The sequence below is a fragment of the Pseudomonas sp. SAS7 genome, from assembly GCF_052112345.1.
Classification (GTDB): Bacteria; Pseudomonadota; Gammaproteobacteria; order Pseudomonadales; family Pseudomonadaceae; genus Aquipseudomonas; species Aquipseudomonas putida_Q.
The window spans coordinates 221,494-238,214 of the sequence record NZ_JBEGGO010000006.1; the positions used below are offsets into that span (position 1 = coordinate 221,494).

General features: G+C 63.2%; 16 protein-coding genes and 1 riboswitch. Of the genes, 6 read left to right on the forward strand and 10 right to left on the reverse strand.

Annotation, left to right across the window (positions count from 1 at the left end):
* Positions 1 to 211 precede the first annotated feature (211 nt).
* The 6 genes from fba to tkt all read right to left on the reverse strand — a co-directional run bounded on the left by fba (position 212) and on the right by tkt (position 6,406).
* Positions 212 to 1,276, reverse strand: coding sequence for a class II fructose-bisphosphate aldolase (gene fba / locus ABI582_RS12270; protein ID WP_016501943.1), 1,065 nt, complete (start codon positions 1,274 to 1,276; stop codon positions 212 to 214).
* Between the two features lie 100 nt (positions 1,277 to 1,376).
* On the reverse strand, positions 1,377 to 1,706 hold the full coding sequence (locus ABI582_RS12275; protein WP_012274521.1) for an MliC family protein: 330 nt from the start codon (positions 1,704 to 1,706) through the stop codon (positions 1,377 to 1,379).
* Positions 1,707 to 1,769: 63 nt separating this feature from the next.
* Positions 1,770 to 2,021, reverse strand: a complete 252-nt coding sequence (locus tag ABI582_RS12280; protein ID WP_016489511.1) for a hypothetical protein — start codon at positions 2,019 to 2,021, stop codon at positions 1,770 to 1,772.
* A complete protein-coding gene (locus ABI582_RS12285; RefSeq protein WP_338745451.1) occupies positions 2,021 to 3,184 on the reverse strand; it encodes a phosphoglycerate kinase in 1,164 nt (387 codons plus the stop codon). The genes ABI582_RS12280 and ABI582_RS12285 overlap by 1 nt, the downstream gene beginning before the upstream one ends.
* 12 nt (positions 3,185 to 3,196) lie before the next feature.
* Entirely contained in the window at positions 3,197 to 4,258 is a 1,062-nt protein-coding gene (gene epd / locus ABI582_RS12290) for an erythrose-4-phosphate dehydrogenase (RefSeq protein WP_442119302.1), read from the reverse strand.
* Between the two features lie 150 nt (positions 4,259 to 4,408).
* Positions 4,409 to 6,406 (reverse strand): transketolase, encoded by a 1,998-nt coding sequence (gene tkt, locus ABI582_RS12295; RefSeq protein WP_442119303.1) that lies wholly within the window; start codon positions 6,404 to 6,406, stop codon positions 4,409 to 4,411.
* A gap of 227 nt (positions 6,407 to 6,633) precedes the next feature.
* Here tkt and ABI582_RS12300 point away from each other — a divergent pair, with 227 nt between their 5' ends.
* From ABI582_RS12300 to ABI582_RS12315, 4 genes are all read left to right on the forward strand, one after another.
* On the forward strand, positions 6,634 to 7,626 hold the full coding sequence (locus tag ABI582_RS12300; protein WP_442119304.1) for an ArsR/SmtB family transcription factor: 993 nt from the start codon (positions 6,634 to 6,636) through the stop codon (positions 7,624 to 7,626).
* 18 nt (positions 7,627 to 7,644) lie between these two features.
* A complete protein-coding gene (metK, locus tag ABI582_RS12305; protein WP_043198231.1) occupies positions 7,645 to 8,835 on the forward strand; it encodes a methionine adenosyltransferase in 1,191 nt (396 codons plus the stop codon).
* Positions 8,836 to 8,979: 144 nt separating this feature from the next.
* Positions 8,980 to 10,677 (forward strand): NAD-dependent DNA ligase LigB, encoded by a 1,698-nt coding sequence (gene ligB / locus ABI582_RS12310; RefSeq protein ID WP_442119305.1) that lies wholly within the window; start codon positions 8,980 to 8,982, stop codon positions 10,675 to 10,677.
* 132 nt (positions 10,678 to 10,809) lie between these two features.
* Positions 10,810 to 11,202 carry a DUF1090 domain-containing protein gene (locus ABI582_RS12315; RefSeq protein ID WP_012274528.1) on the forward strand — a complete coding sequence of 131 codons (393 nt, stop codon included), beginning with the start codon at positions 10,810 to 10,812 and terminating at the stop codon, positions 11,200 to 11,202.
* Positions 11,203 to 11,330: 128 nt separating this feature from the next.
* Here the strand turns inward: ABI582_RS12315 and ABI582_RS12320 are convergent, their stop codons facing one another.
* Positions 11,331 to 11,777 (reverse strand): c-type cytochrome, encoded by a 447-nt coding sequence (locus tag ABI582_RS12320; protein ID WP_442119306.1) that lies wholly within the window; start codon positions 11,775 to 11,777, stop codon positions 11,331 to 11,333.
* A gap of 119 nt (positions 11,778 to 11,896) precedes the next feature.
* Between ABI582_RS12320 and mltA the strand changes: the two genes are divergently transcribed.
* Positions 11,897 to 13,048 carry a murein transglycosylase A gene (gene mltA, locus ABI582_RS12325; protein WP_442119307.1) on the forward strand — a complete coding sequence of 384 codons (1,152 nt, stop codon included), beginning with the start codon at positions 11,897 to 11,899 and terminating at the stop codon, positions 13,046 to 13,048.
* Between the two features lie 111 nt (positions 13,049 to 13,159).
* Here the strand turns inward: mltA and ABI582_RS12330 are convergent, their stop codons facing one another.
* The gene (locus ABI582_RS12330; protein ID WP_442119308.1) at positions 13,160 to 13,546 is read right to left on the reverse strand and encodes an MAPEG family protein; all 387 of its coding nucleotides are present in this window, start codon (positions 13,544 to 13,546) and stop codon (positions 13,160 to 13,162) included.
* Positions 13,547 to 13,571: 25 nt separating this feature from the next.
* Positions 13,572 to 14,405 (reverse strand): DMT family transporter, encoded by an 834-nt coding sequence (locus tag ABI582_RS12335; protein WP_016501954.1) that lies wholly within the window; start codon positions 14,403 to 14,405, stop codon positions 13,572 to 13,574.
* A 282-nt stretch (positions 14,406 to 14,687) separates the two neighbouring features.
* On the opposite strand from ABI582_RS12335, the gene ABI582_RS12340 reads away from it, so the two are divergent.
* A complete protein-coding gene (locus ABI582_RS12340) occupies positions 14,688 to 15,923 on the forward strand; it encodes a cation:proton antiporter (RefSeq protein ID WP_086974231.1) in 1,236 nt (411 codons plus the stop codon).
* 119 nt (positions 15,924 to 16,042) lie between these two features.
* Here the strand turns inward: ABI582_RS12340 and ABI582_RS12345 are convergent, their stop codons facing one another.
* A complete protein-coding gene (locus ABI582_RS12345; protein WP_016501956.1) occupies positions 16,043 to 16,444 on the reverse strand; it encodes an acyl-CoA thioesterase in 402 nt (133 codons plus the stop codon).
* A gap of 178 nt (positions 16,445 to 16,622) precedes the next feature.
* Positions 16,623 to 16,719, forward strand: a riboswitch (S-adenosyl-L-homocysteine riboswitch).
* Positions 16,720 to 16,721: the final 2 nt, after the last annotated feature.

A 16,721-nucleotide genomic window follows, 5' to 3' on the forward strand; every position in this document is an offset into this window, starting at 1 on the left:
GCTTCTCTGTTATGTGACCGACTTCAAAATACGGTTGGATCCATTAGTACTCTAGTCCTGAGGTGGTAACACGCAATGCAATCAGAACGCTATCAGTGGTTCAACTGTACGGTAGCCGACTAACGGTCGGTCTGCCGGAATTATGTTCCGGCTTTTTGCCGGCCAAAAAAAAACCCGCATCGCTGCGGGTTTTTTTACTGCGGCCAGTCGATCAGTTGACCTTGGCGGCCAGCTCACCTTTCAGGTAGCGCTGGTACATGCCTTCCAGGGAGATCGGCTTGATCTTCGAGGCATTACCGGCAGTGCCGAAGGCTTCGTAACGGGCGATGCACACGTCACGCATGGCTTTGACGGTTTCACCGAAGAACTTGCGCGGGTCGAACTCGCTCGGGTTCTGCGCCATCAGGCGACGCATTGCACCGGTGGAAGCCAGACGCAGGTCGGTGTCGATGTTGACCTTGCGCACGCCGTGCTTGATGCCTTCAACGATCTCTTCGACCGGTACACCGTAGGTTTCCTTGATGTCGCCGCCGTACTGGTTGATGATCGCCAGCCACTCTTGCGGGACCGAGGAAGAACCGTGCATCACCAGGTGGGTGTTGGGGATGCGCTTGTGGATTTCCTTGATGCGGTCGATGGCCAGCACGTCACCGGTAGGCGGCTTGGTGAACTTGTAGGCACCGTGGCTGGTACCGATGGCGATCGCCAGGGCGTCGACCTGGGTCTTCTTGACGAAGTCGGCCGCTTCTTCCGGGTCGGTCAGCATCTGGCTGTGGTCCAGCACGCCTTCGGCGCCGATGCCGTCTTCTTCACCGGCCATGCCGGTTTCCAGCGAACCCAGGCAGCCCAGCTCGCCTTCTACCGAAACGCCGCAGGCGTGCGCCATGGCAACGGTCTGCTGAGTAACGCGGACGTTGTACTCGTAGTCGGTCGGGGTCTTGCCGTCTTCACCCAGCGAGCCGTCCATCATCACCGAGCTGAAGCCCAGCTGGATGGAGCGCTGGCAGACGTCAGGGCTGGTGCCGTGGTCCTGGTGCATGCACACCGGGATGTGCGGGAATTCTTCGATGGCAGCCAGGATCAGGTGACGCAGGAACGGGGCACCGGCGTATTTGCGGGCGCCGGCCGAGGCCTGGACGATCACCGGGGAGTCGGTCTTGTCAGCCGCTTCCATGATGGCGCGCATCTGCTCGAGGTTGTTGACGTTGAAAGCTGGTACGCCGTAACCGAACTCGGCGGCGTGGTCCAGCATCTGGCGCATGCTAATGAGTGCCATTGTGTATCTCTCTCCCGACAAGCGTCGTTTGTTTCGTGCAAGCCTGCCGCAGGGGCGGTTGCTGTTCAAGTAGTGTGGGCCATTCACGCGGCCCGGCCAGTCACGGTGCCTTGCAGCCCCGCCCAATCAGATCGTTGGTTGCCACCCAGTACACCAGGCCTTCTTCGCCCTTGGTGTGGAAGGCCAGCATGCCATCGCTGTACAGCGCACCCGAAGCACCCGGCTCGGACTTGAGCCGGTAGACCTGGTCACCGCCGCCCAGGCGCACGTCGACCTGGTCGCGTTGTGCATCGGCGAAGCGCCACAGCACTTCGGCCTGGGTATCGCAGACCCAACGGGTCCAGTTGTCTGCCGGGGCGGGTTGCGCCGGCTGCAGCAGTGAGCATCCTGCCAGTGTCGCCAGGGCCGTTACGGCCAAAAGCGCTTTCATTACATATCCTCTAGATGACCACACAGCGGTCGCTTGGTTGCCTGGCCCGACGAAACGCCGGGGTCAAGGGCAACCCGGCGCCTTGCGCTGGTGGTCTTCGTCGTACTTTTCCAGGCCTTCCGGGCCCACGCGCTTGCTGATGACCGGCACGGTTTCGGCCTGCCACTCGGACTGGTAGCAACCACCCTTGGGCGGATGCGCCGGGTCGCCATCCGAGGCCGGGCTGCCGGAGCAGGCGCTCAGCAGGCCAGCCAGCATCATCACAGGCAATTGCTTGACCATCAGGCCACTCCCTTTGCCAAGCGCCGACGTCATCAGGCCTTGGCCCGCTCTTCCAGGATTGCCACCGCTGGCAGGACCTTGCCCTCGACGAACTCGAGGAAAGCACCACCACCGGTAGAAATGTAGGAGATTTCCTTGCTGACGCCATATTTGTCGATGGCTGCCAGGGTGTCACCGCCACCGGCGATGGAGAACGCTGCGCTCTCGGCAATGGCCTTGGCCAGCACCTTGGTGCCGTTGCCGAACTGGTCGAATTCGAACACGCCGACCGGGCCGTTCCACAGGATGGTCTGCGACGACTTCAGCAGCTCGGCGAAGTTGGCCGCGGTTTGCGGGCCGATGTCCAGGATCATGTCGTCGGCAGCTACGTCGGCGATGGCCTTGACGGTGGCTTCGGCAGTTTCGGCGAATTCTTTGGCAACCACCACGTCGACTGGCAGCGGTACGTTGACCTTGGCGGCGATGGCCTTGGCGGTCTCGACCAGGTCAGGTTCGTACAGCGACTTGCCCACCGGGTGGCCGGCAGCAGCCAGGAAAGTGTTGGCGATGCCACCACCGACGATCAGCAGGTCACAGATGGCGCTCAGGCTGTTCAGCACATCCAGCTTGGTGGACACCTTGGAGCCGGCAACGATGGCCGCCATCGGCTTGGCCGGGGCTTTCAGCGCCTTGCCCAGGGCATCCAGCTCGGCCGCCAGCAGCGGGCCGGCAGCAGCAACCTTGGCGAACTTCGCCACACCGTGGGTCGAACCTTCGGCGCGGTGAGCGGTGCCAAAAGCGTCCATGACGAACACATCGCACAGGGCAGCGTACTTCTGCGCCAGCTCGTCGGCGTTCTTTTTCTCGCCCTTGTTGAAGCGCACGTTCTCGAACAGCACCAGCTCACCGGCCTGTACCGCGACACCGTCCAGGTAATCGGCAACCAGCGGCACGTCACGGCCCAGGGCCTTGCTCAGGTAGTCGGCAACCGGCTTGAGGCTGTTCTCGGCAGAGAATTCGCCTTCGGTCGGGCGGCCCAGGTGCGAGCAGACCATTACCGCCGCGCCCTTCTCCAGGGCCAGCTTGATGGTCGGCAGCGCTGCCAGGATACGCGCGTCGCTGGTTACCACACCGTCCTTCACAGGCACGTTGAGATCTTCGCGGATCAGTACGCGCTTACCTTGCAGGTCGAGGTCGGTCATCTTCAACACGGTCATGAATGCAGTCCTTCAGAGCTGTTTGTTGCGGGTTGGGTGAACGACGTGCAGAAAGTGTTCTGCAACATCGAGCATACGGTTGGCAAAACCCCATTCGTTGTCGAACCAGGCCAGCAGGTTTACCAGGCGGGGGCCGGAAACACGGGTCTGGCTGGCATCGACAATCGCCGAATGCGGGTCATGGTTGAAATCACAACTGGCGTGCGGCAGCTCGGTGTAGGCCAGCAAGCCTTTCAGCGGGCCTTCCAGCGCGGCCTCGCGCAGCACCCGGTTGACCTCGGCCGCACTGGTATCGCGGGCGGTCTGCAGGGTGATGTCCAGGCACGAGACGTTGACGGTCGGTACACGTACCGCTTTGGCCTGGATTCGCCCGGCAAGTTCCGGGAGCAGGCGCTCGATGCCACGTGCCAGACCAGTGGACACCGGGATCACAGACTGGAAGGCCGAACGCGTGCGGCGCAGGTCTTCGTGGTGGTAGGCGTCGATCACCGGCTGGTCGTTCATCGCCGAGTGGATGGTGGTGATCTGCACGTACTCGATGCCGAACGCCTGGTCCAGCACACGCAGCAGCGGCACGCCACAGTTGGTGGTGCACGAGGCATTGGACACCAGGCGTTCGCTGCCGGTCAGGCAGGCCTGGTTGATACCGTAGACAACCGTGGCGTCTACGTCGGCCTCGCTGGCCATGGGCTGCGAGAACAGCACACGTGGCGCGCCGGCGTCGAGGAAACGCTGGCCATCGGCACGGGTGTTATAGGCACCCGAGCACTCCAGTACCAGGTCGATGCCCAGCGAGGCCCAGTCGATGCCTTCGGGGGTGGCACTACGCATTACCTTCACGCAGTCGCCATTGATATGCAGGCAATCGCCGTCGACTTTCACCTCGCCGGGGAAACGCCCGTGGGTGGAGTCGAAGCGTGTCAGGTATTCCAGGCTGGCCTGGTCGGCCAGGTCGTTCAGCGCGACGATCTCGAAACCGGCCTTCGCCCCCCGCTCGAACAGCGCGCGCAGGACACAGCGGCCGATGCGGCCATAACCGTTGAGTGCAACTTTGTAGGGACGCAGGTGGGGCATAGGTAGCTCTTGAACTCCGGCAGTTGAACGGGGCCGCTGCGCGGCCCATTCGCGGCACAAGGCCGCTCCTACAGGGGACGGCGTATGCAATACCCTGTAGGAGCGGCCTTGTGCCGCGAACGAGGGCCAAAGGCCCTCGCCTTCCTTGTATCAGTCTTCCAGCAGCTCTTCGGCAGTACCCAGGATGTTCTCCAAGGTGAAGCCGAACTCTTCGAACAGTGCAGAGGCCGGGGCCGACTCACCATAGGTGGTCATGCCAATGATACGACCTTCCAGGCCGACGTACTTGTACCAGAAGTCGGCGTGGGCGGCTTCGATGGCGATGCGCGCACCCACTTCCAAGGGCAGTACGGACTGCTTGTAGGCAGCGTCCTGGGCGTCGAACACGCTGGTGCTTGGCATCGACACCACACGCACCTTGCGGCCTTGCTCGGTCAGTTTGTCGAAGGCCTGAACGGCCAGGCCCACTTCCGAACCGGTGGCGATCAGGATCAGCTCAGGCTCGCCAGCGCAGTCCTTGAGCACGTAACCGCCACGGGCGATGTCGGCGATCTGCTGGGCGTCGCGGTCCTGGTGCTGCAGGTTCTGACGCGAGAAGATCAGCGCCGACGGGCCGTCCTTGCGCTCCAGGGCGTGCTTCCAGGACACGGCGGACTCCACGGCGTCGGCCGGGCGCCAGGTGTCCAGGTTCGGCGTGCAGCGCAGGCTGGCCAGCTGCTCGATCGGCTGGTGAGTCGGGCCGTCTTCGCCCAGGCCGATGGAGTCGTGGGTGTAGACGTGGATCACACGCTGCTTCATCAGGGCAGACATGCGCACGGCGTTGCGGGCGTATTCCATGAACATCAGGAAGGTCGCACCGTAAGGCACCAGGCCACCGTGCAGGGCAACGCCGTTCATGATGGCGGTCATGCCGAACTCGCGCACGCCGTAGTACATGTAGTTGCCATTGGCATCTTCATGGCTGACGCCCTTGCAACCTTTCCACAGGGTCAGGTTGGAGCCGGCCAGGTCGGCCGAGCCGCCCAGCAGTTCCGGCAGCAGCGGGCCGAAGGCGTTCAGGGTGTTCTGGCTGGCCTTGCGGCTGGCAATGGTCTCGCCCTTGGCCGCGACTTCAGCAATATAGGCAGCGGCTTTTTCCGCGAAGTCGGCTGGCAGCTCACCGTTCAGGCGGCGCTTGAGCTCGCTGGCCAGCTCCGGGAAGGCAGCGGCATAGGCGTCGAAACGCTGGTTCCATTCGGCTTCGGCCTTGGCACCGGCTTGCTTGGCGTCCCACTCGGCGTAGATGTCGGCAGGGACTTCGAACGGACCGTGGTTCCAGTTCAGTTCCTTGCGCGCCAGGGCGATTTCGTCGTTGCCCAGCGGAGCACCGTGGCAGTCTTCCTTGCCCTGCTTGTTCGGCGAACCGAAACCGATGATGGTCTTGCAGCAGATCAGGGTCGGGCGATCGCTCTTGCGGGCGGTGTCGATGGCGGTACGGATCTCGTCGGCGTCGTGGCCATTGACGTTGCGGATCACCAGCCAGTTGTAGGACTCGAAACGCTTCGGCGTGTCGTCGGTGAACCAGCCTTCCACTTCACCGTCGATGGAAATGCCGTTGTCGTCATAGAAGGCCACCAGCTTGTTCAGGCCCAGGGTGCCGGCCAGCGAGGCGACTTCGTGGGAGATGCCTTCCATCATGCAGCCGTCGCCCAGGAACACGTAGGTGTTGTGGTCGACGACGCTGTGGCCTTCACGGTTGAACTGGGCGCCCAGTACCTTCTCGGCCAGGGCGAAGCCCACGGCGTTGGCCAGGCCTTGGCCCAGCGGGCCGGTGGTGGTCTCGACACCCGGGGTGTAGCCAAACTCCGGGTGGCCCGGGGTACGGCTGTGCAGCTGGCGGAACGATTTGAGGTCATCGATGGTGACGTCGTAGCCGGTCAGGTGCAGCAGCGAGTAGATCAGCATCGAGCCGTGGCCGTTGGACAGCACGAAGCGGTCACGGTCGGCGAAACTCGGGTTGCTCGGGTTGTGCTTCAGATAGTCGCGCCAAAGCACTTCGGCGATATCCGCCATGCCCATGGGGGCACCTGGGTGGCCGCTGTTGGCCTTTTGCACGGCATCCATGCTGAGTGCACGAATGGCGTTGGCACGTTCACGACGGCTGGGCATCGCTGATCTCCTGGGGGCTTGAATAGGTAGTGTTACGAAAAAGGCGGCCATTTTCGCCCACTGGGGGGGCTCGGGGCAATGACGTATGGTCGCAGTCGGGGGATTTTCCTGTGATTGGCATTCAATTCGGGGCAAAACCGGGTTAACCGCCCCGCCCATCACCCAATATCAAAACTTTTTGATATTGGCCTTGCTAGGGCATCGATGCCTGTCTAGACTGCCGCCCCATGAACCTCCGTGCGCAATCGATTCCCGAGCAACGCGAAGCATTGGCCGCCCTGTGCAAAGCCAGTGGCGACGCGCTGCGCCTGAATGTCTTGCGCGCACTGGCCAACGATTCGTTCGGCGTGCTGGAGCTGGCGCAGATCTTCGACATCGGCCAGTCGGGCATGAGCCACCACCTGAAGGTGCTGGCCCAGGCCGAGCTGGTGGCAACCCGCCGCGAAGGCAACGCCATCTTCTATCGTCGTGCCCTGCCCGACGGCCTGCGCCTGGGCGGCCGGCTGCATGCGGCGCTGCTCGATGAGGTCGACGACCTGGTCCTGCCGCCCGATGTGCAGGCGCGGATCGCCCAGGTGCAGCAGCGCCGCGCGGCCACCAGCCAGGACTTCTTCCTGCGCGTTGAAGAAAAGTTTCGCGCCCAGCAAGACTTGATAGCCGGCCTGCCGCAGTACCGCGAAAGCCTGCTTGCGCTACTCGACAAACTGCATTTCGACCCGGCCGCCAGCGCCCTGGAGGTCGGCCCCGGTGACGGCGGCTTCCTCCCCGACCTGGCCCGGCGCTTCGCCCAGGTGACCGCCCTGGACAACAGCCCCACCATGCTCGAACTGGCGCGCCAGGTATGCCACCGCGAGGGGCTCGACAACGTGAACCTGCAGTTGGCCGATGCACTGGGTGCAACGGATGTGGCCGCCGACTGCGTTGTGCTGAACATGGTGCTGCACCATTTCAGCGACCCGGCCCTGGCCTTGCGCCAGCTGGCCAAACGGGTGAAGGCAGGCGGTAGCCTGCTGGTCACCGAGTTGTGCAGCCATGACCAGGGGTGGGCGCGGGACGCCTGCGGCGACCTGTGGCTTGGCTTTGAACAGGACGACCTGGCGCGTTGGGCCAACGCTGCCGGGCTGGCCCATGGGGACAGCCTGTACGTGGGCTTGCGTAACGGTTTCCAGATCCAGGTCCGCCATTTCCAGCGGACGGCTGGCGACATACACCATCGGTAAATTTCAGGAACCTTCGAGATGAGCGAATACTCCCTTTTCACCTCCGAGTCCGTGTCCGAAGGGCATCCGGACAAGATCGCCGACCAGATTTCGGACGCCGTACTTGATGCCATCATCGCCCAGGACAAATACGCCCGCGTAGCGTGCGAAACCCTGGTCAAGACCGGTGTCGCCATCATCGCCGGCGAAGTCAGCACCTCGGCCTGGGTCGACCTGGAAGACCTGGTGCGCAAGGTGATCATCGACATCGGCTACAACAGCTCCGACGTCGGCTTCGACGGCGCCACCTGCGCCGTGATGAACATCATCGGCAAGCAGTCGGTGGACATCGCCCAGGGCGTGGACCGTTCCAAGCCAGAAGACCAGGGCGCCGGTGACCAGGGCCTGATGTTCGGCTATGCCAGCAACGAAACCGAAGTACTGATGCCGGCACCAATCTGCTTCTCGCACCGCCTGGTCGAGCGCCAGGCCGAAGCGCGCAAGTCTGGCCTGCTGCCGTGGCTGCGCCCGGATGCCAAGTCGCAGGTCACCTGCCGCTACGAAAACGGCAAGGTGGTCGGTATCGACGCGGTGGTACTGTCGACCCAGCACAACCCGGAAGTTTCGCAGAAAGACCTGCAAGAAGCCGTGATGGAGCTGATCGTCAAGCACACCCTGCCTGCCGAGCTGCTGCACAAGGGCACCCAGTACCACATCAACCCGACCGGCAACTTCATCATCGGTGGCCCGGTGGGTGACTGTGGCCTGACCGGCCGCAAGATCATCGTTGACTCCTACGGCGGCATGGCCCGCCACGGTGGTGGTGCGTTCTCCGGCAAGGACCCGTCCAAGGTCGACCGTTCCGCCGCCTATGCAGGCCGCTACGTAGCCAAGAACATCGTTGCAGCCGGCCTGGCCGAGCGCTGCGAGATCCAGGTGTCGTACGCCATTGGCGTGGCCCAGCCGACCTCCATCTCGATCAACACCTTCGGCACCGGCAAGGTCTCCGACGACAAGATCATCCAGCTGGTGCGTGAGTGCTTCGACCTGCGTCCGTACGCCATCACCACCATGCTCGACCTGCTGCACCCGATGTACCAGGAAACCGCTGCCTACGGCCACTTCGGCCGCGAGCCGCAGCAGAAGACTGTCGGCGACGACACCTTCACCACCTTCACCTGGGAGCGCACCGACCGCGCCCAGTCGCTGCGTGACGCTGCCGGCCTGTAAGTTTCCTACAGCGCCAGACGAAAGCCCCTGCCGAGCGATCGGCAGGGGCTTTTTTGTGACATATCGGCTGACAATCGCGCGGCGGCAAGCGCCTGCGAACCTGCCTAGGCTGGGGGACCCACCCGCCACGCAAGGATGCTGGCCATGCCTTACCTGCTGCTTGTCCTGCTGTTTGCGCTACACACCCCACTGGCCAGCGCCACCTCATGCCCCGACTGGAAGCCGCAACAGGCCGAGGCCGAAGTTGCGCAACTGCGCGCCACGCTTGCCCGATGGGACGAGCACTACCATCGCCAGGGCCTTGCCCTGGTCGCCGATGAACTGTACGACCAAAGCCGCGAGCGCCTGAATCAGCTGCAGCAGTGCTTCGCGGTTGGCAGCAGCCCCTCGCCTTTGGCCAGCGCTCGCGGCCCGGTCCCCCACCCCGTGCCGCATACCGGCGTCGACAAACTGGCAGACCGCCAGGCCGTGGCACGATGGATGGCCGGCAAGACCGGCGTGTGGGTACAGCCCAAGGTCGACGGTGTTGCAGTTTCCCTCACTTACCAGCAGGGCCGATTGGTACAGCTGACCAGCCGCGGTGACGGTGTACACGGCCATGACTGGAGCCGACACATTCCACAACTCGGCGCAATCACCCGACAGTTGCCCATGCCGGTAGACCTGCACTTGCAAGGTGAGCTGTATCTACTCCTGAACGAACACATACAAGCCCAGGCAGGCAGCGCCAACGCCCGCGGCACCGTAGCCGGGCTGCTCGCACGCAAGCAACTGACCGCCGAGCAAGGGAACACTATCGGCCTGTTCGTGTGGGGCTGGCCGCAGGGCCCCGAGCAACAGGCCGAACGCCTCGCAAAGCTGGCACAACTGGGGTTCCCGGACAGCCAGCGCTACAGCACCGCCATCGACACGCTGGAGGACGCAGCACTCTGGCGTGAGCACTGGTACCGCTCCCCCCTGCCCTTTGCCACCGACGGTGTGATCCTGCGCCAGGGCAGCCGGCCGTCCGCCGAGCGCTGGCAGGCCAAGGCGCCGTACTGGATCGCGGCCTGGAAATACCCCTATGTGCAAGCCTTGGCCGAAGTACGCGACCTCCGCTTTCGGGTTGGCCGCACCGGCAGGATCACGCCCATTGTGCATGTGCAGCCGGTAACCCTCGATGACCGGCGCATTACCCAGGTAAGCCTTGGCTCACTGGCGCGCTGGCAAGCCTTGGATATCCGCCCCGGCGACCAGGTGGCCATCAGCCTTGCCGGGCTTACCATTCCACGCCTGGACCACGTCGTGCACCGCGCTGTCGAGCGCCAGCCACTGGCCGCGCCTGCACCCGACCAGCATCATGCCCACAGCTGCTGGCAGGCCAGCGAAGGCTGTGAAGAGCAATTCATTGCCCGGCTTGCCTGGCTTGGCGGAAAACAAGGCCTGGCCTTGCCGCGTACCGGGCCCGGCACATGGCGCCGGCTGGTCGAAACGGGCCTGGTAACGTCGATGACCGACTGGCTGCATCTCGATGCCGAGCGCCTGCAGCAAGTACCCGGCATAAGCAGCCTGTCGGCGGCACAGCTGCTGGGCAGTTTCGACCAAGCGCGCTCACGCCCCTTCGATCAGTGGCTGCGCGGCATTGGCGCGCCCGTCGGCAAGCATCTACAACTGACAGGCGACTGGGCAGAGCTGGCTTCACGCAGTACCGGGCAATGGCAAACCGTGCCCGGCATCGGCGCAAAACGCTCGCGCCAACTTGTGGATTTCTTCGCGGCCGCTGAGGTGCAAGCCATTGCCGCACGGCTGACGGAAATTGGCATAAAGGGTTTTCCGGCTAAGCCCCAGGGCGTTGAGCAATGATTTTTAACCATTTAGCGCGCAGGAAAAACCCGAGATTCAAGCTGAAAACCTCACCAAGGGTTCCTAAATGGGCAAAACCAAGGCAGGATTTCCACCAACTTTTGCTGCCCCGCCCCGTTCAGGAGGCTTTTCATGAAACGCATTTCGACTCTTTTCCTGCTCGCATCACTGGGTTTGGCTGCAGGTGCCGTGCAAGCCGCCCAGCCGGACCCAGGCCTGACCGGCTGCGCCGCCAAGCGCAGCGCCATCGAGAACCAGCTGAAAATTGCCCGCGACCACGGCAACAGCGACCAGGTCGCAGGGCTGGAGGAAGCACTGCGTGGCGTGGACAACTGCACCGACGCGAGCCTGCGCAAAGAGCGTGAGCAGAAGGTGCTGGATGCACGTCACGAAGTGGCGCAGCGGGAAAAAGACCTGAAGAAAGCCGAGAAGAAAGGCGACGCGGAGAAGATCAACAAGCGCAAGGACAAGCTTGCCGAATCGCGTAAAGAGCTGCAGGAAGCCGTGGACGATCTGGATCGCTGACAGCGATTTGCGTTGCCCTTACTGGCCTCATCGCCGGCAAGCCAGCTCCCACAGGTATCACATTGCCTTCAATTACTGCGCAGTACCTGTGGGAGCTGGCTTGCCGGCGATGAGGCCACAGCAGGCCATCAATGATTACGAAACTCGGTATGGCACGCCTTGCACGCTGCTTCGACCTTGTCCATCGGCGCTTTCAGCTGCGCCGGGTCCAGCGGCTGGCTGCGGCTGACATCGACCAGTTCGCCCGTGACGCTTTCCAGCTGCCGGGCCAGGTCATGAAAACGCGCCTGACGCTCCCATACCTCGGCGCGCGCGGCGCTGTCACCGCCATCGCGCACCTGCGCAAAGTGCTGCCAGGGTTGATGCGACAGGCTGTCCAGCTTCAGCGCACCGTCGGCAAACTTCAGCCCGTCGAACGGCAACCGGCCACGCAGCATGCCCCCCAGGTCCTCACTGGTCTTGAGCATGTCCTTGAAGATTACCTTGCGCTTGCCCAGCGGCGAGTTCGGGTCAACCCGGTCACAACCACCCAGGGCCAGGGCGGCCAGCAGAACAACGGTCAATCGCTTCAACATCACGCTCACTTCGGCCTACGCAAATGGGCGGCCAGTATCGCTGCCCAAGGGCCAAACACCAATAGCCACATAAAAAACAGGGGCGAATTTTCATATCCGCCCATGACAGGAATGCACACATGACATCTGCCCTGCGCCACCTGGCCTGGACACTCCCGGTGCTGGCTTTGCTGGCCGGCTGCAATGGCGGCGAAAGCGCCAAGCCCGAGCCCCACGCCATCGCCACCTACGCCCCGGCCACCTGGAAAGACCTGCCCGCAGTCAGCGACGAAGACCTGCTGGCCGGTTTCTACGCCTGGCGCAGCGGCTGTGAGAAGCTCAAGCGCGACCCGGTGTGGGCCGCCACTTGCGAAGCCGCCGGCAGCGACACGGCGAGTGCTGCCCAGGTGCGTACCTTCCTTGAGCAGAACCTGCAGGTTTATGGCCTGCGCTCCGCCGAGAACAATGCCAACGGCCTGATTACCGGTTACTACGAGCCGGTCTACCCCGGCAGCCTGAGCGAATCGGCGACCAACCATGTGGCGGTTTACGGCCCCCCGGATGACATGATCGTGGTCGACCTGGCCAGCGTGTACCCCGAGCTGAAGGGCAAGCGCCTGCGTGGTCGGCTCGATGGCCGGGTACTCAAACCATACGACACTGCCGAAGTGATCAACCGTAACGGCGTCAAGGCACCGGTGCTGGCCTGGTTGACCGACCCGATGGACCTGCAATTCCTGCAGATCCAGGGTTCGGGCCGGGTACAACTGGAAGACGGCCGTCAGCTGCGCCTGGGCTACGCCGATCAGAACGGCCACCCCTACCGGCCGATTGGCCGCTGGCTGGTGGAGCAGGGCCAGCTGAAAAAAGAAGAAGTGAGCATGGGTGCCATTCATGCCTGGGCCCAGGCCAACCCACAGCGCGTACCTGAACTGCTGGCCAGCAACCCCAGCTACGTGTTCTTCAGCACCCGCCCGGACAGCAACGAAGGGCCGCGCGGTTCACTTAACGTACCGCTGACAGCGGGCTACAGCGTGGCCATCGACCGCAAGGTGATTCCGCTGGGCAGCCTGTTGTGGCTTTCCACCACGCGTCCCGACGGCTCGCCAGTGGTGCGCCCTGTAGGGGCTCAGGACACCGGCGGGGCAATCGCCGGCGAAGTGCGTGCGGACCTGTTCTGGGGCACCGGGCCGGAAGCCGGCGAGCTGGCGGGGAACATGAAGCAGCAGGGGCAGATCTGGATGCTCTGGCCTAAAGGCCAGCCACTACCTGAGGTACCTAAGGTACCTTGATCGGCGGCGGATTCTTCGCGGGCTTGCCCGCTCCCACAGGCACACCACAGCCCTTGAATACTGTGGTGTACCTGTGGGAGCGGGCAAGCCCGCGAAGCAGGCAGCGCGGTTTCAGATGGAAACCACGAAGAACGACACGATAATTGCCAACCCGGTAAACCACACCAGCGAGCGCAAGGCCGCCCAATCGGCCAGGTAGCAGATGATGTAAAGCAAGCGGCTGGTGATGTACATCACCCCCAGCACATCCTGCGTCACCTGCTCGGCATTACCGACGATATCCGCCACCAGCACCGCAGCCGCAAACGCCGGGAATGCCTCGTAGCCATTCTGCTGCGCCGCATGGGCACGCCGTGGCAGGCCCGACAAGGTATCAAGGAAGGCTCGCGGGTCGTGATTGTCCTTGAGGCCAAACCGGCCGCTGGCCACCTTGGCGATCAAGGCACACAGCGGGTTCAGCAGCAGCGCGATCAGGATGCACCACAGGGCAACGGTCATGCTCAGACTCCTTGTTCGAAATGGGTTAGAGCTTCATCACCAGCATGCCTGCCAGGACCAGCCCGCAAGCTAGGAGTCTCGGCCCGCCAAAAGGTTCTTTGAGGTAGCGCATACCCAGCAGCACCACCAGAATCACGCTCAACTCCCGCAATGCGGCCGCCTCGGCCACCGACCCCAGGTGCATGGCCCACAACACCAGGGCATAACTGAACAATACGCAGAACCCCACCGCCAGCCCCAGGCGCCATTGCGTTCGCCAGAACAGGACGAACGGTGCCCGCCGCGCCACACTGGCCAGCAGCGGGAATTGCCAGGCACTGAGCAGGGTCAGCCATACCAGGTAGTCCCACGGTTTACCCCACAAGCGCACGGCCTGGCCGTCGAACCAGGTGTAGCAGCCGATACACAGGCCGATCAGGGCTACCACCGGCAGCATCGACCAGGGCAGCCGGTCACCGCCGCCGCCCTGCCACAACAGGCAGGCCATGCCACACGGGATGAGCAGGATGCCGATGATCTGCTGCTGGCTCAGCGACTCACCGGCAAAGGCCAGCGTCAGCCCCAGCACCACCAGCGGCGACAGCCCGCGCATCAGAGGATAGACCAGCCCCAGGTCGCCCACGCGGTAGGCCTTGATCAGCAGGTAGCGGTACAGCTGCTCGGCCAACGCCGAGGCTATCAGCCAAGGCCATATCTCAGCCGGCGGCACATCGACGAAGGCCACAGCCAGCACTGCGAACACCAGCGCCACCGTGTCCATGCTGGCGATCACCAGCAAGCGCTCGCCGCTGAATTTGATCAGGGTATTCCAGGTCGCATGCAGCAGGGCGGCGACCAGCACCAGGGATGTTGCCAACACGCCTTATTGTCCTTATGGCTGTTTATGGCTGTGAATATATAGCGTTCAGGGGGGCTTTGTGGGAGCGGGCATGCCCGCGAAGAATGCAACTCGGTGTATGGCACCGGCTGTGCCGGTGTTCGCGGGCACGCCCGCTCCCACAGGGTATCCAGTGCAGACTGTTACGGGAACGATTTGGACTAATTGGGTCAAACTCTGTGTCCCGAACCCCGCGCCAGGTCATCAAAGAACTGCCCGAGCCATTCGGGTAACGACTTGGAAGCCACTGTCACAGGATTCGGGATGCTTGAATTAGTTGCCGCGTTTATCTGCCTCACCACCCTCCTTACCTATGTAAATTACCGCTTCATCGGCCTGCCCCCCGCCATTGGCGTGATGGTCACGGCACTGCTGTTCTCACTGATGCTGCAGGGCCTGAGCCTGATCGGCTTCCCTGGCCTGGAAGAACGCGTCGAAGGGCTGATGAACCAGATCGATTTCAACGACCTGCTGATGCACTGGATGCTGGCGTTCCTGCTGTTTGCCGGCGCGCTGCACGTAAACCTCAGCGATCTGCGCAGTTACCGCTGGCCGATCGGGTTGCTCGCGACGATCGGGGTGCTGATCGCCACCGTGGTCATCGGCTACCTGTCGCACTGGGTATTCGCGATGTTCGGCTGGCAAGTGCCGCTGATCTACTGCCTGCTGTTCGGTGCGCTGATCTCGCCTACCGACCCGATTGCCGTGCTGGGCGCGCTGCGTACCGCCAATGCCTCCAAACCGCTGAAAACCACCATCGTCGGCGAGTCGCTGTTCAACGATGGGACCGCGGTCGTGGTGTTCACCGTGTTGCTGGGCATCATCCAGCTGGGCGAAACGCCGAGCATGACCGACACGGCGATCCTGTTTGCCCGCGAGGCCATCGGCGGCGTGGTGTTTGGCGGCCTGATCGGCTACGCCACCTACCGCATGATCAAGAGCATCGAGCAGTACCAGGTGGAAGTCATGCTGACCCTGGCGCTGGTCATCGGTGGCTCGGCCATGTGCTACGAGCTGCACGTTTCGGCGCCGATCGCCATGGTGGTGGCCGGCCTGATCATCGGCAACCTGGGGCGCAACCTGGCGATGAACGACATGACCCGTCGCTACATGGACGGTTTCTGGGAGCTGATCGATGACATGCTCAACGCCCTGCTGTTCGCACTGATCGGCCTGGAGCTGTTGCTGCTGCCGTTCAACTGGATGCACCTAGCGGCCGGCAGTGTGCTGGCGCTGGCGGTGCTGCTGTCGAGGCTGCTGACCGTGGCCCCGGCCATTGTGTTGCTGCGCCGCTGGCGCCCGGTGCCCAAAGGCACGGTGCGGGTGCTGACCTGGGGTGGCCTGCGTGGCGGGGTGTCGGTGGCCCTGGCGCTGTCGCTGCCATTGGGCGAGGAGCGTGACCTGCTGCTGTCGATCACCTACATCGTGGTGTTGTCGTCGATCCTGGTGCAGGGCTTGAGCATCGGCCGGGTGGTGCGCAAGGTCAGCGCCCAGCCGTAAGATTTTCGGGGCCGCTTTGCGGCCCATCGCGACACAAGGCCGCTCCTACAGGAGAATGCGATCCCCTGTAGGAGCGGCCTTGTGCCGCGAAAGGGCTGCAACGCAGCCCCAAAAAATCGTCACTCGACTGCCGAATCCGGGAACTGGTCCTGGACATACTTGATCTCGGTGCGCCCGTGCGCTGCCGGCAAGCCGTCTTCACCGAGGTTGACGAACACCATCTTGTCGACGGTCAGAATGCTCTTGCGGGTGATCTTGTTGCGCACTTCGCACTTGAGGGTGATCGAGGTGCGGCCGAACTCGGTGGCAGTGATGCCCAGCTCGATGATGTCGCCCTGGCGCGAAGCACTGACGAAGTTGATTTCCGATATGTATTTGGTCACGACGCGCTGGTTGCCCAGCTGGACGATGGCGTAGATGGCTGCCTCTTCGTCGATCCAGCGCAACAGGCTGCCACCGAACAGGGTGCCATTGGGGTTGAGGTCTTCGGGTTTAACCCACTTGCGGGTGTGAAAGTTCATCTGTACTCCTGACCTGCTTGGCTAACGTGTAGCAATGATGGCAGAGCGGCCGCCATCGCTCCATTGAACATCGACTATCGTCTCGATTAATCGACAGAAAACCTTGGGCAAGTGGCCGCGCGCGGCTATAATCTGCGCCGTTTCACATGGTCGCCCACTGCGGCGCCATGCCCGCCACCCGTCCGAGGGGCGCTGCAGCAGGCTAGGCCTGTCAGGCTCGGATGGGGCGTTGCTCGCTCTCGCGGGCGCTTAACGCACAACGGCGCCCATTCGCACA